The sequence below is a fragment of the Methanobacterium sp. CWC-01 genome (assembly GCF_030323845.1).
GTDB lineage: Archaea > Methanobacteriota > Methanobacteria > Methanobacteriales > Methanobacteriaceae > Methanobacterium > Methanobacterium aridiramus.
Window position 1 is genome coordinate 1,232,297 of sequence record NZ_CP040735.1, and the last position, 15,871, is coordinate 1,248,167.

Consider the following 15,871-nt stretch of genomic DNA (forward strand, 5'->3'; position numbering starts at 1 on the left):
GAGGAATAAAAATGGCAGAAATGTTACCGTTAATACAAATTGCTCCTGAATCCAATTTAACCCACGATCCATCCACTGGTATCATAGGAGCGGCTTTAGGCAGAGATGTCGTAATCGTCTCCATGGACGGTGTAAACGAACAATTAGGTGTGTTAGAGGTTGCAGTAGAAGATTTATACACAGCCCTTGATCCAACAACCGTATCTGAAGGTTCCTATCCTGGAAGGGAAGGAGTGTACCTTACCGCTGGTAAATTAACCAACATGGTTTATGGATTCGTCTTAGGGTTAGTACTACTGCTGGCCCTATTGTTATAGGAGGTGTTAAAGTTGGCTGAAAAGAAATCACCAGCAGAGGGCTGGCCTGTGATAAACGGGGATTACGTAGTAGGTGACCCTGAAAGTCCTGTTGCAGCTGCTACACTGGCTTCTCACATAGAACAAATTCCAGTTGATGCGGGGGCGGCTATTGCCGGGCCTTGCAAGACTGAGAACCTGGGTATTGAGAAGATGCTCGCTAATCTCATCTCAAACCCTAACATTAGGTTTCTGGTTCTGTGTGGATCTGAAGTGCAGGGACACATTACTGGTCAAAGTATAGAAGCACTCCACGCCAACGGTGTTGACCCCGAAAAAAGGAAAATTATCGATGCTACTGGAGCTATTCCTTTCATCGAGAACATTCCTGATGAGGGAATCGAGAGGTTCCAGCAGCAAATGGAAATTGTCAGCATCATCGATGTGGAAGATGCCGCGGCTATACAATCTAAGATCAAGGAATGCATCGAAAAAGACCCAGGTGCATTCGAAGAAGAAGCAATGGTCATCGAAGTAAAAGAGGGTGGCGAAGAAGAGGAAGAAGGTGAAGAAATACCGCCAGTTACTCCTGAAACTGCTTTAATCGATGCAAGAATGCGCAGTATCCAAACCCAAGTTAAATCAGTTGGTAGTTTACAGAGGATATCCGCAGGTATGTATGCCGGTAAAGTTCAGGGAATCATGATCGGGTTGATCTTCATCCTGACTCTTGGAACCATACTGCTCTTACAATAAGGGGGTTTTTAGATGTTAATATCAAATAAACCTAATATTCGAGGCATACGTAAAGTAGCAGCAGATGTAAAATACCGAGCCCAACTGATTGGTAGAGATCAGAGACTGTTTTCTGGACTCATTGCCACCAGAATTTACGGTATGGCTCTGGGATTCATCCTAGCACTTCTCTTGGTAGGTATTCCAGTCCTATGGGCTTTAATGACCAGCAGTGGGGCTTGATAAAATGGCTGAAGAAGAAAAAAATGTAATACCACGTCCCATAGTTCCTGCCGATGAGTTTAACAAGGCTAATGAACGATTAGACGACATGGACGAAAAAGTTGAGTTCACCTGGGGTGAAATATCTCAGAGAATGGGCCAGCAAATAGGCAGGGATATTGGTATTCTATACGGAATCGTAATAGGACTAATAATCCTGTTTGTGGCTTTCAACGTGGTGAAGGTAGGAGCAATCTTATCCGCCTTTGGTGGAGTCTAAATATTAAGGAGGTCAATTTATGTTTAGATTTGACAAAGAACAAGTTGTGTTAGATATTGCTGGCGTCAAATGTGGAGGACAGCCAGGTGAATATCCAACTGTTTTAGCAGGTACCATATTTTATGGTGGACACAAAATTATTGAAGATGAGAAGGCCGGTATATTCGACGCAGAAGCAGCACAGAGCCTAATGAAAATACAGGAAGAAATGTCTGATACAACAGGAAACCCACACTGGGTTCACACCTTCGGACAAACTCCAGAAGCAATCGTTAAATACCTGGAGTTTGTGGGAGAACATTCGGACTACCCCTTCCTGATTGACTCAACCTCAGCAGAAGCAAGGATCGCCGGTGCAAACTATGCAACCGAAGTAGGACTGGCAGATAGAGCAATCTACAACTCCATCAACATGGCTGCCGATCCATCCGAAATTGTGGCTGTGGGAGAAACAGACCTGACCGCATCAATTGTCCTGGGTTTCAACGCCATGGACATGACTGCCCAGGGTAAAATAGACATCTGGGAAAATGGTGGAAGTGTACTGGATAAAGGGCTCCTGGAAATGGCTGCTGAATCCGGTATCGACAAACCACTGATGGACGTAGCTGTGACCCCTCTGGGTCAAGGAGCAGGTCCTGCAGTTCGAACTTCCTTCATGCAGAAAAGCAAATGGGGATACCCATCCGGAGCAGGTATACACAACGTACCATCTGCTTGGGACTGGATGAGAACCTACAAAAAACCTGTAGATAAAGGTGGAATGGGACACCCAGAAGCCTGGCCAGTAGCCGACGTAGGATCCAACCTCATCATGCAGATGGCTGGAGGAGACTTCGTGCTCATAGGTCCTATTGAAAACTGTGAAATGGCATTCCCTGCATGTGCTATGTGTGACATCTTCTTAGCTGAAGCTGCTAAGGATATTGGAACCGAGCCCATCGAAGAGCACCCACTCTTCAAACTACTCTAAGGCGATTTTCGCCTTAGATATATTTTTCTTTTTTTGTAATTAGTTTAGATAAAACTCAATTTTTCATAATTCTCTAATAATAATCCTCTATTTAAAAAAAAATAGGTGGAAACGTTTTTAAATAAAGATTAATTAATTATAGGAGAGAAAGTATATATGGAGGAGACGGGAAACATACTTCCGGTGATAATTTGATTCAAATCTTCCTGCTAGTAGGAGCCTTAGCAGTTTCTTTGATCTTGGTTATCAAATCTGCTGATGTTTTTGTTGATAATTTAATAGAAATTGGGAGTGCCCTGGGTATATCCCAGATAATCCTGGGAGTAACAGCCTCAGCTATGGGGACTTCCCTTCCTGAGTTCGGTTCAGCTCTGATAGCTTCCTTATCTGGTAGTGTGGATATTGGAGTAGGCACGGTTATTGGTTCTAATATCTGGAATATCGCGGGCATCCTCGGTATTTCGGCCACGGTTGCAGGGGGGATTGGGGCCAGTAAGGAAGGATTGAATCGAGATTGGTTGATGACTCTTGCCACCGGCTTAATTCTCCTATTTTTCATGTTTTTTGGAGATATTAATTGGGTAGCTGCTCTGGTAATGGTATCACTTTATGGGGTCTATTTGTGGCTTTTAATAAAATCCCAAAGGAGTAAAAGCATCCTGAGAGAACAAAAATATTACCAAAATAATCATAAACCCGAGAAAAAGGTGTTGGACAAGAAAAAATTAGGATTTGCATTGCTGGGACTCCTGGGCCTAATTGTGGGTTGTCGAATACTGGTCTACAGTGGGGTGGAACTAGCCCGTATCGCCGGCATACCCGAGATGATCATGGGACTTTTCACCCTGGCCATAGGCACCAGCATCCCAGAACTGGTGGTAACTCTGTCGTCGGCTATGAAAGGTCTTCACGATCTTTCTATTGGGACGGTACTGGGCAGTAACACCTTCAACATACTTATAGGAATTGGAATACCTGCACTAATCCTGGGAGTGCCGGTGGAAAGACTTTCTATAGTCTTTGATGCACCGGTAATGATTCTGGTCACGGTGCTGTTAATGGTGCTGATTAGAACTGGAAAGATGAAATTAAATAGATCAGGGGGAATAATATTAATTGGAACCTACCTTTCCTATGCCATAATCAGGATATTTATACTATCTTAGGGGGATGATCAGGAATGTATGAAAAAATTATGGTCGCCAGTATGGGCCAATATATGGATCAGATTATGGAACATACCTTAAACCTTCTAAAGGATCGGAAAACCGAAATAATGGGCATATATGTAGTAGAGACTTCGGTCCCATTTTTAACACCTAAAAAGGTGAAAGAAATGATGATCACTGAATTAAGGACTAAGGGCAAGGAAATACTGGACCAGATGGAAAGAGTCTTCGAGGCTCCTGGCTGCGATGCCATAAAATTTAGAAAAATCCTGTTGGAGGGTGATCCCGCCGAAGAAATAGTTAAAACAGCAGAAAAAGAGGGTGTGGATCTTATAATACTGGGAACCGGAAAGAACATTGTAGACAAGCGTCTTTTGGGCAGTGTTTCTGAGAAGGTTGTTCACTCGGCTCCTTGCACCATTCTTCTGGTAAGAACTACTTGAGTGGATTCTAAGACTTTTTTTTAATTTTTTTATCCATTCTTTGGTGGTTCAATTATTTTCATAAGATTTATAACTATTTTAAATAAATCCTAATCTGGAGATTTTAAATTAGGAGGGGATTATTCTGTCACTTTTTAAGAAAATTCTAGGTATCGGTCCAAAACCAGTTATGGCAAAGAGTAAGTTCATCACCATTGAAGATGCTAAGATGGCCACCTTTACCAAGAAGGCAGTGGGTCAGGGGTATGGAACCTCCCTGCGGCCGGATGTGTACTATATTGTCGCCTCGGTGGAACTGGGAAATACCACCACCAAGTGTATCTTAACTGCTACCAACCTTAATACCAGTCGCACCTACCTTCTGGACAAAACGGTAAAGATGACCAGGGATATCAGACCTCCTAGGAAGGGTGAAAGAGTATTCGGAGAGACAGTCTGGCATGTAGAGCTAACTAAAGAATCGGTATCCGAGATGGTCCGAGACACGATCTTGGAGTCCATCAAACGTTCTAAAATTGATCTAGAAAAGGATTTAGATTTCGTAGTAAGATCCACCGGGGTCACTGCTGGTTTCGCATCCCCGGAAGAAGTGGGAGAGTTGATCATCGCCCTGGCTGATGGCTGTCTGGATGCGGGTATACCTCCCCGCAAGATGTCTCCGGCCATATCCAAAGAGGCCCTGCCCAAAAGGCTACAGGAATTCACCCTGCTGGATAAGGTAATGTTTGATGGTGCGGTAGTAAGCGTAGTACCGCCCACCGGCCGATCGGTTGTGGCCAACGAAATGGAGGGTGAGCTGGTAACTGCCGGTATAAAAGCAGGTGCAAAGTGGACTGAAATTGATTTCAGAAACCCCTGTGTCTCTATGGACTTTGGAACTACATTAGCAGGACGTATAGTTAATAATGATCAACCCTACGCTCGAACCATCGGTAACTTCTGCGGACTGGCAGGAGCCATTTCCGATGCGGTTATCCGTGGAACAGAGAAAGTTGATCAAAGGGGAGGAGCAGCCCTTGATCTGTACTCGCGGGACATCCTTAAAAAAGCAGACTGGAAGGCGGCCCTGGAATACGCAAAACAGGTGCATGAACACGTGGATATTAGAAAGGTGCCTGAAAACCGGGATCGGTTTGGAACCGTACCTGTAGATCCCGATGCTGCCAACAGTGCAGGAACTACCCTCATAGGCTGTGATGTGGGTGTCAATGGTGATAAGTTGCCGGAACTGACCAAAATTGGCCATAAAATATACGAGGAAGCTGGAATCCACACTATCTTTGCCACCCTGGACCACGTAAGTGCCCTTGTGGTTAAAAGGTTAATTGATGAGGCCGTAGAGGAAAAGGTCATCGAGGAGGGTTCGGCATTGGGAGTTACCGGACGTGCGGGTATCACCGGTAGAAAACCCGAATTCATCATGGAATATGCTAAACCCTATTTTAAAGACGTTTTGTTTGTTTCTGATGCTCTTGCTCTGGGGGCGGCGGTAATGGCTCGTTGCATGAATTCCATGGGAACTACCAAAATACCCCTGGGCGGTAGACAGGGTGGACCTTGTATCCTCGGTCAGCGCAGAAAACTACAGCAGAAGGGAAAATGAAGCAACCATCCTCATCTTTCCCAAAAATATATTCCACGCTATTCGAACTAAAAATTACGGAATCTAGATTCTGAGGGATTTCATGGTAATTGCAGTGATCATGGCTGGTGGTAAGGGTACCAGAATGCGATCAAACCAGGAGAAACCTCTTCTGGAAGTACTGGGCCAGCCTCTGATTCAGAACGTAGTGGATGCGATTTTTTCTTCGGAATATGTGGAAACGGTCATGGTGGCCACCAGTATTCACACTCCACAGACCGCCAGGTGGGTTAAAAACAAGGGATTGGCCAGTATAGATACTCCAGGCCGGGGCTACGTGGAGGATATGGCATATATACTTTCCCGGCCAGATCTTCATGATAAAATTATCCTCACCGTCACTGCTGATCTACCCCTACTCACCGGGGAGGTGGTTGATGAGGTAATCCAATACTACCTTCAGTGTCAAAAACCTGCCCTGTCGGTGATGGTGCCGGTGGAAATTTTCTATAAACACTGTCTTCAGCCCAGTATGGTCTGGGAAAATCTGGTACCATCTGGATTAAATATATTAAGGGGCAAAGACACAGAACAAGATGAGGAGCTTCTTGTCCTCGGCAAATTAGAAGTAGCCTTAAATATTAATAGCCCCGAGGACATAATATCCCTAAAAAAACTTGGGATGAACTCCTGCAGGTGATGTTTATGGTGGAACCAGAGAGGAAACTTATAAAAGGGGAAGAAAAGGTATGGAGCGAGATTAAGGGTTATCAAGTGGCCACTAGTAACGCCCGTATCTTGGGGGAGCTGGAAGAGCTCATAGTAAACGATCGTACTGGTAAAATAACCGATGTGGTAATCAAAGTTGATAAAGGTCGAAATGTACAGGTTAAGGGTGCTAAAAAGAAGGGAGACAATCTCCTGATTCCATTCGGCAAGGTGGAAAAGGTGGGAGAATTTATTATCATCTCCGAATAAACCCACTCCTATTTTATTTAAATTTATTTAATGACCGGGATCTCAGATTTAATCAATAATCAGGTTTAATCAATATTTTAGAGTCCCAGATAGTTCTTTTTAAATTCATCCCTTAAGATAAGTGCAAGTAATCAATTCTTTTTGAACAATGTGCTTCGTATTTTATATTATTTATAAAATATGAAAAATTAACAAAAAAAGGAAAGAAAAAAGGAAGTAAAGATAATTTTTACATTCCTTTCAGACTCATATCCAGCATGCGTTTGGTCTCTGTAGCCAGTTCTGGTGGCAGACCAGTTATGTCCATGCTCAGGAATCCGCGGACGATCATACTAGCAGCTTCTTCCTCAGTAAGACCCCTGGACGTCAAATACAGCACTTCTTCTTCAGCTATCTTCCCTACCGCGGCTTCGTGGGATAGTTCCAGATCAACAGCACTACCTTCCAACTCAGGAACAGCGTAAATCAGGGAATCATCTGATAAAACCAATCCATGGCATTCCAAGTGTCCTTTTGAATCTCGCACTTTACCGGCCAGATGTCCCCGGGAATATATCTGGGACTGGTCTTTGGACACTGCTCTGGATATCATTTCGGCACTGGAACCACGACCTTCCAGGATAACCCGGGAGCCCAAGTCCAGAATAGATTTCTTCTGACCACCTAGGATGGATTGAAAAACAACCTTAGAGTTCTCACCCTTACAGTACGCAGTAGGGTAGGACTGAATGGTTTTTACGGGACTGGTGAGTATGTAATTGTTGATGTAAGTGGCATTGTCCTCCAGGACCACGGCAGTGCGGGGTCTGACTTCTACCTGCTCCCCCCAGTTGTGGACCATGGTATAACTGATTTTTGCATCTTTCTGGATGTAGAACTCAGAAACACCGATGTGTAGGGCGGATGAAATATCATCACCGGTGGCACATCCGGTGATCATGTGAATTTCTGAGCCTTCTTCTGCGATTACGATATTGTGGGCTGTTTGAGCTAGTCGATTATCACCAATGAACATACAGGCCTGGATGGGAAACACGGTTTTGGCTCCAGGCAGGGCGCGGATGAAAAATCCTCCGGGTTCGCCTAGAGCTGTCTCTGCAGTATATTTGTCCGTATCGACATCAATGGCATTCCACATATAGTCCGATAGCCAATTATACTTTTCCAGGGCATCCCTAATATTCAAAAGTTCTATAGATTTAGAGCGGGATTCTGCCAAAATTCCGCTTTGGTCCATCATCATAAATGAACCTCCCCGTTCATCCGCTCCAGGGTCCACACCCACTTTCAGCATGGTTTCCTGATATCTGCTGGGAAGCTGATCCAGCGACTCAACCTCTTCATGTTCCCCTGCTTCTTCTTTTTCAAATTCTTCCAGGTTAATGTCTTCTCCCAGGGTGGCTTTCTTCTTTTTGGCCTTCTCTGCCTTTTTTAGTGTATCCCGCAGCATTCTACGCACCCCTTAAAACCTTCTTTTCTCACATGCTCAAGTATTTCATCAGGAATTCCTGAACAAGCTATTTTTCCATCCATTAAAACGTGGGCAGTATTTGCGGTGACGAAGTTAAGGATGTAACCCAAATGAGTGATAAGTAGTCCTGATTTCTCTCTTAATGCTGGTTTTTTATCTTTATCCAAAAGAATATTGATTTCTTCGGCTAAGAGCTCCACATTCTCAATATCTACCCCTGAGTCTGGTTCGTCGAACATGATGAAGTCTGGTTCTTGGGCAAGTAGCTGTAAAATTTCTGATCTCTTCACTTCTCCCCCGGAAAAACCCAGATTGACATCTCTCTCCAGGAAATGTTCATCAAATTTGAGTTTCTTGACCATGCCCATCATTTCCGGGCTTAGTTCTTCTCCAGTTTCGTGATGTTCAATTTTTAAGAGATCCTGTAACTTGACCCCTCTAATTGCAGGTGGATTCTGGAAACTCACACCCACACCCATCTTCACCCGGGCCGTGGTTGAGTAATCAGTTATATCTTCCCCTTTAAAGATTATCTCCCCTCGGGTTACATTGTACTTCGGAAATCCTAACAAAGTCATGAACAAAGTGCTTTTGCCTGATCCATTAGGCCCTAGGAGCACATGAGTTTCTCCCTTGTCTATGTAGAGGTCTATGTCGCTTAAAATTTCTTTCCCATTAACCTCAACCGCTAAATCGGTTATCTCCAGTAGCAGTTTAACCACCTCTATGGTCGTTTTTTGAGAACTGATATGGTGAAAATTAGTCCAATCAGTGTTAAGGTTTATTGATGTATTGTCATAAATAAATAACTAAAAACGTGGAAATCAAAATTATTGACATTTATCAAAATAATAACTCATTTTTTCAATATAGAATCCTTATCTAATGATATTATTCCAAAAAATAACATTATAGAATATTAAAGTGGATAAATTCTGTTAATAATTCCCAATCACCGTTAAACTTGGTTAATAATTTGTTTCGGGCTGTTTGTATACTCCTACTTAATAATACCAGGGGGCGGTGAGATGATAAATAGTTTAAATAGCTAATAATTCAATAATAAAATAATTAGCCAGCCTATAACCTAAAGAGTTCATAAAAGAACCGAACGGGTGATATTAAAAAATTCTCCGATGTTATTCTTACATATAAATTTTTCGAATTAGTCCGGTAAGTAAGCTTTATAATAACTATACTTTAACTCATATACGTACATTATAGGTACACCATGAAGTCAAGGAGGAAGCCATATGGCTGAGGATGATGTGAAAATTGTAATGTTTTGTTGTAACTGGTGCTCCTACGGTGGAGCTGACACCGCTGGAACCGCAAGGATGCAATATCCTCCAAATGTAAGGGTCATTCGGGTAATGTGTTCTGGAAGGATTGAACCCCAGTTTATTCTGAAGGCGTTCCGGGAAGGCGCCGATGGTGTAATCGTTGCTGGTTGTCACCATGGTGACTGTCACTACGACGCCGGAAACTACAAACTCGACCGTAGAATGAGGATTATATACAAATTGGCTGATGATCTTGGAATTGGAAGAGAAAGGATTCACCACGACTGGATTTCCGCATCTGAAGGTGAAAAGTTCGCGGAGACAGTTAAAATGATGGTGGATCGCATCCAAAGTCTGGGTCCATCCCCACTAAAGGCACAATTAGAAGCCCCAGAAGAATCGGAAATGGAGGCTTAATATGGCGGATAAAATTAAACTAGGAAATGTATGGCTCAGCGTATGTTCTGGATGTGAACTGTCTATTGCGGACATACATGAAGCCATTGTCGATGTTCTGGGATTGGCCGATTTTGAATTTATGCCAGTTCTAATGGACGTTAAATATGATGAATGGAGTGACGTGGATGTTGCCATTGTAACCGGAGGTATTCGAAACGATGAAAACCGGGAACTGGCACTGAAAGTAAGGGAAAAAGCAAAGGTAGTCATAGGATACGGTACCTGTGCAGCTTATGGGGGAGTCTTTGGATTAGGAAACCTCCACACCGTTGATGATTTAACTCAAGAGGCTTACATCAACTCAGAGAGCACCTACAACGATGAAGGAATAATACCCAGTGAAGGAGTACCTCATCTGGAAAGTAGGGTAAGACCGCTAACTGATGTTATTGATGTTGATTTACTCCTACCTGGCTGCCCACCCCGATCCGATCTGGTAGCCCAGATTGTAATGGCCCTCTTAAAAGGAGAAGAACTACCAGAAATACCACAAACCAACTTATGTGAAGTTTGTCCAAGGGAAAAGCCACCAGAAGGAATGGCTATGGACAAAATTATCCGACAGTTCGAACTTGGAGAACCGGACCCGGAAATGTGCTTGGTACCTCAAGGATTAGTATGTATGGGGCCTGCCACTACTTCCATATGTGGTGCTGAATGTCCCATTATAGGCATCAAGTGCCAGGGATGCTACGGACCTACCTTCAATGTAGTCGACCAGGGCGCCAAAATGATCAGTGCCATTGGTTCTGACTTCGGTGTGGAACGTGATAAAACTGTGGATCCCGAAGAAGTAGCCAATGAACTGGATGATATAGTTGGAACTTTCTATACCTACACACTCCCCGCGGCTCTTGTGCCCGCTAAGGTGAAAAAGGAGGGTAAATAATGGTTACAATTAAAATGGAACCTGTGACCAGGATTGAAGGTCACGCAAAGATCACAGTGGACCTGGATGATGCAGGAAACGTTCAGGACACCAAACTCCACGTTATGGAATTCCGTGGATTTGAAAAATTCCTGCAGGGAAGAAATATTGAAGAAGTACCAAGATTAGTGCCCAGAATATGCGGGATCTGTGATGTGCAGCACCACCTGGCCGCTGCCAAAGCTGTGGACGCATGTTTTGGATTCGAACCTGATGAAATTCTTCCCGATGCCTACAAGATGCGGGAACTCATGGACTGGGGTTCCACCATGCACTCCCACGCCCTGCACTTCTATTTCCTGGCGGCTCCAGACTTCTTAGCCGGAAAAGACAGGAAAACCAGGAACGTATTCCAGATTGTTAAAGACGCTCCAGAAGCTGCTTTACAGGCAATTGAACTGCGAAAAAACGCTTTAGATATTGTGAAAGCCACCGGGGGGCGACCTATACACCCTACATCATCTACTCCGGGAGGTATCTCCACCAGTCTGGACGATGAAACCCAGAAAGACCTTCTAAAGAAGGCCAAGAGGAATGTGGAATTGTCTGTAGCAACTCTGGAACTGGCCAAACCAATATTTGAAGAAAATATTGACCTGGTCAAAACATTAGGGTACATGGAAAGTTACCACTGTGGACTGGTTAAAAACGGTGTATGGGACATGTACGACGGAAACGTCCGCATGAAAGACAAAGAAGGTAATATGTATGCCGAATTTAAACCATCAGATTATCTGGACTACATCGCCGAGCATGTTAAACCCTACTCCTGGCTGAAATTCCCCTATATAAAAGACTTAGGATATCCGGACGGAGTTTACAGAGTTTGCCCATTATCTCGGCTCAATGTAGCCGACAAAATGCCAGATGCAGCTCCTCTAGCCCAGGCAGAATTCGAAGAATTCAGAAAAACCTTTGGTTACGCCCACGAACCTTTACTATATCACTGGGCTCGACTCATTGAGTTACTGGCATCCGCCGAATGTGCTGCTGATACTTTAGAAGGAGATTTGTCTGGTGATAAGTTCCCAGGTCCTCTGGAAAGAACTGCTGGTGAAGGTGTAGGAATAGTGGAGGCTTCCCGAGGGACACTAACCCACCACTACGCCTGTGACGAAAATGGAATGGTCACCAAAGCCAACATTGTAGTAGCTACCATCCAGAACAACCCTGCCATGGAAATGGGTATCCAGAAGGTAGCCAAAGATTATATAAAACCAGGTGTTGAAGTAGACGACAAGATATTTAACCTAATGGAGATGGTTATAAGAGCCTACGATCCATGTTTATCCTGTGCAACTCACCAAATCGACAGTCAAATGAGACTGGCTACCCTTGAAGTCTATGACTCAGAGGGACACCTTGTGAAGAGAATCTAAATTGATGGAGAAAAACCATGATAGTAGTAAATAAGGACGACTGTATTCGATGCGGAGCCTGTGAAGGCGCTTGTCCTACTACTGCCATAACCGTATCCCCTGCAGATGTCATCTACTGTGACGTTTGTGGAGGAGAGCCCAAATGTGTGGACATATGTCCCACTGGCGCTCTTAAAACTGACGAACTGGCAGTAGATGATGCTGGCACCACCCAGACTCGTATCGTATTCAACCCCGACTTGTGCAACGAGTGTGGGGACTGTGTGGAGGTGTGTCCTCCCAACATTCTTAAATTGGATGAGGGCACCGTCCAGAAAATACCCCTGCATGGATACTGTGTCATGTGCCAACAATGTGTTGACGTGTGCCCGGTAGATGTAATTGGCGTGGAAGGTGTTATTGAACCCAAAAAGAGCGATCTGGTCATAACTGGACCTATATTCATCGCCGATTGCGTGGGTTGTGGAATGTGCGTGGATGAATGTCCTGTGGACGCCATCACCCTTCCAGAAATCGGTGGAAAAATTGAAATCGATGAAGACACCTGTATCAAGTGTGGCGTCTGTTCCCAGACCTGCCCCTGGAATGCGGTATTTATCTCCGGTAAAAAGCCCGAAAAACGTTCCAAGGACATGCTCAAATTTGAACTGGACGAAGAAACTTGTATCGGCTGTAATCTATGTGTAGAATCTTGTCCTGGCGACTTCATCAAGCCAAAACCAGCAACTCTCACCGTTGACCTCCCAGAGATATGCACAGCCTGTGGACTTTGTGAAAGACTCTGTCCTGTGGAAGCCATTGATCTGGAAGTTGAATTGGGACCAGCCAAACCTGCCTCGGAAGAGGGCCTGGTTTGGGACGAATCCAAATGTGATTATGTCGGAGCTTGTGCTCGCATATGTCCTAATGACGCCATGAGGGTAGTAACCAAGACTGGTTTCCAGGTGCCTGGAGATGAAGAAGTTGGTGGCGAGCCAGCCTTTGCGATGTGTACCCGTTGCGGTGCCTGTACCATGGCCTGTCCTAACGAGGCTTTAACGCTGGTTGAAATGGATAAAGTGGTAGACGGACAAATCGTTAAAAGAAACCGGATCCAGTACAGTCCTGAAAAGTGTACCCAGTGCGGTGACTGTGTGGAGGTATGTCCTTACGACATGCTGAAACTTACCGACGACAAAGTCCCACTCAAAGGATTCTGTATACTCTGCGACCAGTGCATACCAGCCTGTCCACACGAAGCCCTTTCTCTTAAGTAAAACAAAATATCTTAGGTGGTGCGAACCCACCTAAAATAACTTTTTTTTAGGACTTTTTTTAGGAATTAAAATTTATTTGGATTTCAATTCTAATTTAAGTGAATTGATAGTTCTAGATATAGTTCTAGGTTTTTTCAGGATCTTTTTGTTTTCTCCGGTAAAGATATATGGCCAGGGCCATAACCAACAATATCAGGACTAATTCTTCCAGGAAGGATATTTGCTGTGATATTTCGAGGTATAGCATTCCGAACTGCCAGCCCAGCAGGCCGAGTATGAATCCCCTTAACAGGCTACCCAGAAGAGTAAAAATTAGATAATCCCGGATACGGTAGCGTATAACACCACAGAATATACTTATGGCCACACTAGGAACTACTGGAATAGCCCGAAGAATGAATAATATCAGGTTATCGTTTTTTTTGGAAGAGAACTGGCCTTTTGCCTTCGCGATGTCTCCCCAAGATACCCCCAAATATTTTCCCCACCGTCTAATGAAGGGGCAGCCCAATAAGTAACCAATGGCATACACAAAGAGGGAACCCAGGGTCACACCCGCTGATGCAGGCAGAACCACATACGTTAAGAGTGTTAAAATGTTTTCCAAAGCCAGCGGATAACCTTTCAGTATTAGGAAGCTGCTTCCCATTATAACCAGGGTGGAAGGTATGGGTGCAATTATCTCCTCGATAATACTGGCCAGGAAGACTCCCAGGGTACCATAATTTAAAAAGAAAGTTTCGATGCCCAGTATTATTTCTTCTAACACGGTATCACTGGAATTTTAATGGGTCAACTTGTTCACATTTGTTGATTTAATCCTGGACTTCCACATAAATTCCATGCTTATCCAAGTCTATCTCCACTATTTTTCCTGTAATGGAGAGGGGCTGATTCAGTATATCAAGTAAGTTAATATTTTCGCCATCAATTTTAATGGATATGACATCTTCCATTATCTTTTCTCCATTGGTACTGTAGACGCTTGATTCACACATTTTTTCGCACCTCATTTTTTTTAAGAATAAACACATTTTCCTTGGTTGTCTAAAACTTCTCCTTCATTCATTACCAAATTACCCCTAACCATGGTCATCACTGGCATCCCTTTAACTTTAAAACCTTTGAAGGGAGAATATTTGGCTTTTGATTGGAATTTCCCAGGGTCTATCATCTCTTCCCTATCAAGGTCTACCACTACCAGATCGGCGTCCATGCCCTCTTTAATAAAGCCTTTGTTAGGAATATTAAATATTCTGGCAGGATTTTCACATAAAAGCCTTTTTAAATCATATAAAGTAAGTTTTCCCCGATTCACAAGGGTTAGAAGCAGTGGAAGTGCAGTTTCCAGGCCAGGAACACCGGGTGGGGCATTCCACACATCCTGACTCTTTTCCTCCAGGGTGTGGGGGGCGTGGTCCGAGGCGATGATATCTATTCCAGCCAGTTCGGCGATTCCCAGTCTATGTTCATCATCCCTCAGGGGGGGGTTGGTCTTGGCCAGGTTTCCCCAGCGCTCCAGATAAGAAGCATCCAGGAACAGGTGGTGGGGAGTTACCTCGAAACTCAACGGCAATCCCCCCTTCTGGGCATATTTCGCCATATGGAAGGATTTTTGGGTACTCACGTGGCAGAGATGTATTTTCTGGTTTATCTTCTGGCATAGAGTTATTGCTTCAGCCACGGCAACCTCCTCTGCCATTGGGGGGCGTGCTTGGGCGTACAGGATAGTTTCATTCCCTTCCCTTTTCATGGTCGAGGTGAATTGGCTTACGATAGTGGAATCCTCGGGATGTAGGGACAGGGGCAGTTCCGGATCACACCCCTTTAGGTTCACAGAAGCTTCCTGTAAAAAGATGTCATCCACCAGATCCATGAATATTTTGAAGGACGCTGGTCGTAATTCTGCAAGTGATCCCATATCGTGGGGGTCCTTAACCCCAGCATGTAGTCCAAAGTCAACCAGACTCTTCTTTTCAGCAATCTTGAGTTTTTTCAAAAAAGCTTGGGGGGTGCTGGTGGGAGGTATGTTGTTGGGCATGTCCAGTACGGTGGTGAAGCCACCAGCAGCTGCTGCCGCTGAACCACTGCGAAAATCTTCCTTATGGGTCATACCCGGATCCCGAAAGTGCACATGGGAATCGATAAGACCCGGAAGGACTAACTTACCCCTCAGATCCAGGGTTTCATGGGATGGTGTTGGTAACTTTTTAATGGAATATATCTTCCCCTTTTTTATTCCCAAACAAACCTTTCTGTGGTCTAGTTCGAGTTTGCAGTTGGTGAGACACAGATCCAGCATTACAAACACTCTCCTTATAAGAAAGAAGGAACAGGAATGGTTATTTTTTAGTAATTTTCCCGGGTTTTGTATTCACTTCATCTACTCTTTATTGAAATAATCATATAACTTTGAT

Annotated in this window: 19 protein-coding genes; 14 read left to right on the top strand and 5 right to left on the bottom strand. The window is 44.1% G+C overall.

The features are described 5' to 3' along the window. Nucleotides 1-11 precede the first annotated feature (11 nt). From mtrB to FGU46_RS06685, 10 genes are all read left to right on the top strand, one after another. A complete protein-coding gene (mtrB, locus tag FGU46_RS06640; RefSeq protein WP_286473058.1) occupies nt 12-317 on the top strand; it encodes a tetrahydromethanopterin S-methyltransferase subunit MtrB in 306 nt (101 codons plus the stop codon). A 12-nt stretch (nt 318-329) separates the two neighbouring features. Then, entirely contained in the window at nt 330-1,052 is a 723-nt protein-coding gene (gene mtrA, locus FGU46_RS06645; RefSeq protein ID WP_286473060.1) for a tetrahydromethanopterin S-methyltransferase subunit A, read from the top strand. Between the two features lie 12 nt (nt 1,053-1,064). Then, nucleotides 1,065-1,274 (top strand): tetrahydromethanopterin S-methyltransferase subunit F, encoded by a 210-nt coding sequence (mtrF, locus tag FGU46_RS06650; RefSeq protein WP_286473062.1) that lies wholly within the window; start codon nt 1,065-1,067, stop codon nt 1,272-1,274. Between the two features lie 4 nt (nt 1,275-1,278). Then, nucleotides 1,279-1,533 carry a tetrahydromethanopterin S-methyltransferase subunit MtrG gene (gene mtrG / locus FGU46_RS06655; RefSeq protein WP_286473064.1) on the top strand — a complete coding sequence of 85 codons (255 nt, stop codon included), beginning with the start codon at nt 1,279-1,281 and terminating at the stop codon, nt 1,531-1,533. Nucleotides 1,534-1,552: 19 nt separating this feature from the next. Continuing rightward, a complete protein-coding gene (gene mtrH / locus FGU46_RS06660) occupies nt 1,553-2,506 on the top strand; it encodes a tetrahydromethanopterin S-methyltransferase subunit H (protein ID WP_286473066.1) in 954 nt (317 codons plus the stop codon). 191 nt (nt 2,507-2,697) lie between these two features. After that, nucleotides 2,698-3,672 carry a calcium/sodium antiporter gene (locus FGU46_RS06665; RefSeq protein WP_286473069.1) on the top strand — a complete coding sequence of 325 codons (975 nt, stop codon included), beginning with the start codon at nt 2,698-2,700 and terminating at the stop codon, nt 3,670-3,672. Nucleotides 3,673-3,686: 14 nt separating this feature from the next. Further along, nucleotides 3,687-4,118: a universal stress protein gene (locus tag FGU46_RS06670; protein WP_286473073.1), complete on the top strand. Its 432-nt coding sequence runs from the start codon at nt 3,687-3,689 to the stop codon at nt 4,116-4,118. Between the two features lie 124 nt (nt 4,119-4,242). Then, nucleotides 4,243-5,721, top strand: coding sequence for a methanogenesis marker 14 protein (locus FGU46_RS06675; protein WP_415926585.1), 1,479 nt, complete (start codon nt 4,243-4,245; stop codon nt 5,719-5,721). Nucleotides 5,722-5,803: 82 nt separating this feature from the next. Next, nucleotides 5,804-6,400, top strand: coding sequence for an NTP transferase domain-containing protein (locus tag FGU46_RS06680; RefSeq protein WP_286473076.1), 597 nt, complete (start codon nt 5,804-5,806; stop codon nt 6,398-6,400). A gap of 5 nt (nt 6,401-6,405) precedes the next feature. Further along, nucleotides 6,406-6,678 (top strand): PRC-barrel domain-containing protein, encoded by a 273-nt coding sequence (locus FGU46_RS06685; protein ID WP_286473081.1) that lies wholly within the window; start codon nt 6,406-6,408, stop codon nt 6,676-6,678. Nucleotides 6,679-6,907: 229 nt separating this feature from the next. Here FGU46_RS06685 and FGU46_RS06690 read toward each other — a convergent pair whose 3' ends face one another. Together FGU46_RS06690 and FGU46_RS06695 are read right to left on the bottom strand one after the other, a co-directional pair. Beyond that, nucleotides 6,908-8,128 carry a SufB/SufD family protein gene (locus FGU46_RS06690; protein ID WP_286473084.1) on the bottom strand — a complete coding sequence of 407 codons (1,221 nt, stop codon included), beginning with the start codon at nt 8,126-8,128 and terminating at the stop codon, nt 6,908-6,910. Continuing rightward, nucleotides 8,110-8,862 (bottom strand): ABC transporter ATP-binding protein, encoded by a 753-nt coding sequence (locus FGU46_RS06695; protein WP_286478317.1) that lies wholly within the window; start codon nt 8,860-8,862, stop codon nt 8,110-8,112. The genes FGU46_RS06690 and FGU46_RS06695 overlap by 19 nt, the downstream gene beginning before the upstream one ends. A 540-nt stretch (nt 8,863-9,402) precedes the next feature. On the opposite strand from FGU46_RS06695, the gene FGU46_RS06700 reads away from it, so the two are divergent. Genes FGU46_RS06700 through FGU46_RS06715 form a run of 4 tightly spaced genes read left to right on the top strand, consistent with a single transcriptional unit; the run spans nt 9,403 to nt 13,454 of the window. Next, nucleotides 9,403-9,849, top strand: coding sequence for a hydrogenase iron-sulfur subunit (locus FGU46_RS06700; RefSeq protein WP_286473086.1), 447 nt, complete (start codon nt 9,403-9,405; stop codon nt 9,847-9,849). Between the two features lies 1 nt (nt 9,850). Beyond that, nucleotides 9,851-10,780, top strand: coding sequence for an NADH-quinone oxidoreductase subunit B family protein (locus tag FGU46_RS06705; RefSeq protein WP_286473087.1), 930 nt, complete (start codon nt 9,851-9,853; stop codon nt 10,778-10,780). Then, a complete protein-coding gene (mvhA, locus tag FGU46_RS06710) occupies nt 10,780-12,198 on the top strand; it encodes a F420-non-reducing hydrogenase subunit MvhA (RefSeq protein WP_286473093.1) in 1,419 nt (472 codons plus the stop codon). The genes FGU46_RS06705 and mvhA overlap by 1 nt, the downstream gene beginning before the upstream one ends. A 17-nt stretch (nt 12,199-12,215) precedes the next feature. Beyond that, nucleotides 12,216-13,454: a 4Fe-4S binding protein gene (locus tag FGU46_RS06715; protein ID WP_286473095.1), complete on the top strand. Its 1,239-nt coding sequence runs from the start codon at nt 12,216-12,218 to the stop codon at nt 13,452-13,454. A gap of 124 nt (nt 13,455-13,578) precedes the next feature. On the opposite strand, the gene FGU46_RS06720 is transcribed toward FGU46_RS06715, so the two are convergent. The 3 genes from FGU46_RS06720 to FGU46_RS06730 are packed head-to-tail and all read right to left on the bottom strand — an operon-like array spanning nt 13,579 to nt 15,756. Further along, the gene (locus FGU46_RS06720) at nt 13,579-14,223 is read right to left on the bottom strand and encodes a DedA family protein (protein WP_286473097.1); all 645 of its coding nucleotides are present in this window, start codon (nt 14,221-14,223) and stop codon (nt 13,579-13,581) included. A 46-nt stretch (nt 14,224-14,269) separates the two neighbouring features. Continuing rightward, nucleotides 14,270-14,452 (bottom strand): CooT family nickel-binding protein, encoded by a 183-nt coding sequence (locus FGU46_RS06725; RefSeq protein ID WP_286473103.1) that lies wholly within the window; start codon nt 14,450-14,452, stop codon nt 14,270-14,272. A gap of 20 nt (nt 14,453-14,472) precedes the next feature. Then, the gene (locus tag FGU46_RS06730) at nt 14,473-15,756 is read right to left on the bottom strand and encodes a dihydroorotase (protein WP_286473105.1); all 1,284 of its coding nucleotides are present in this window, start codon (nt 15,754-15,756) and stop codon (nt 14,473-14,475) included. Between the last annotated feature and the right edge of the window lie 115 nt (nt 15,757-15,871).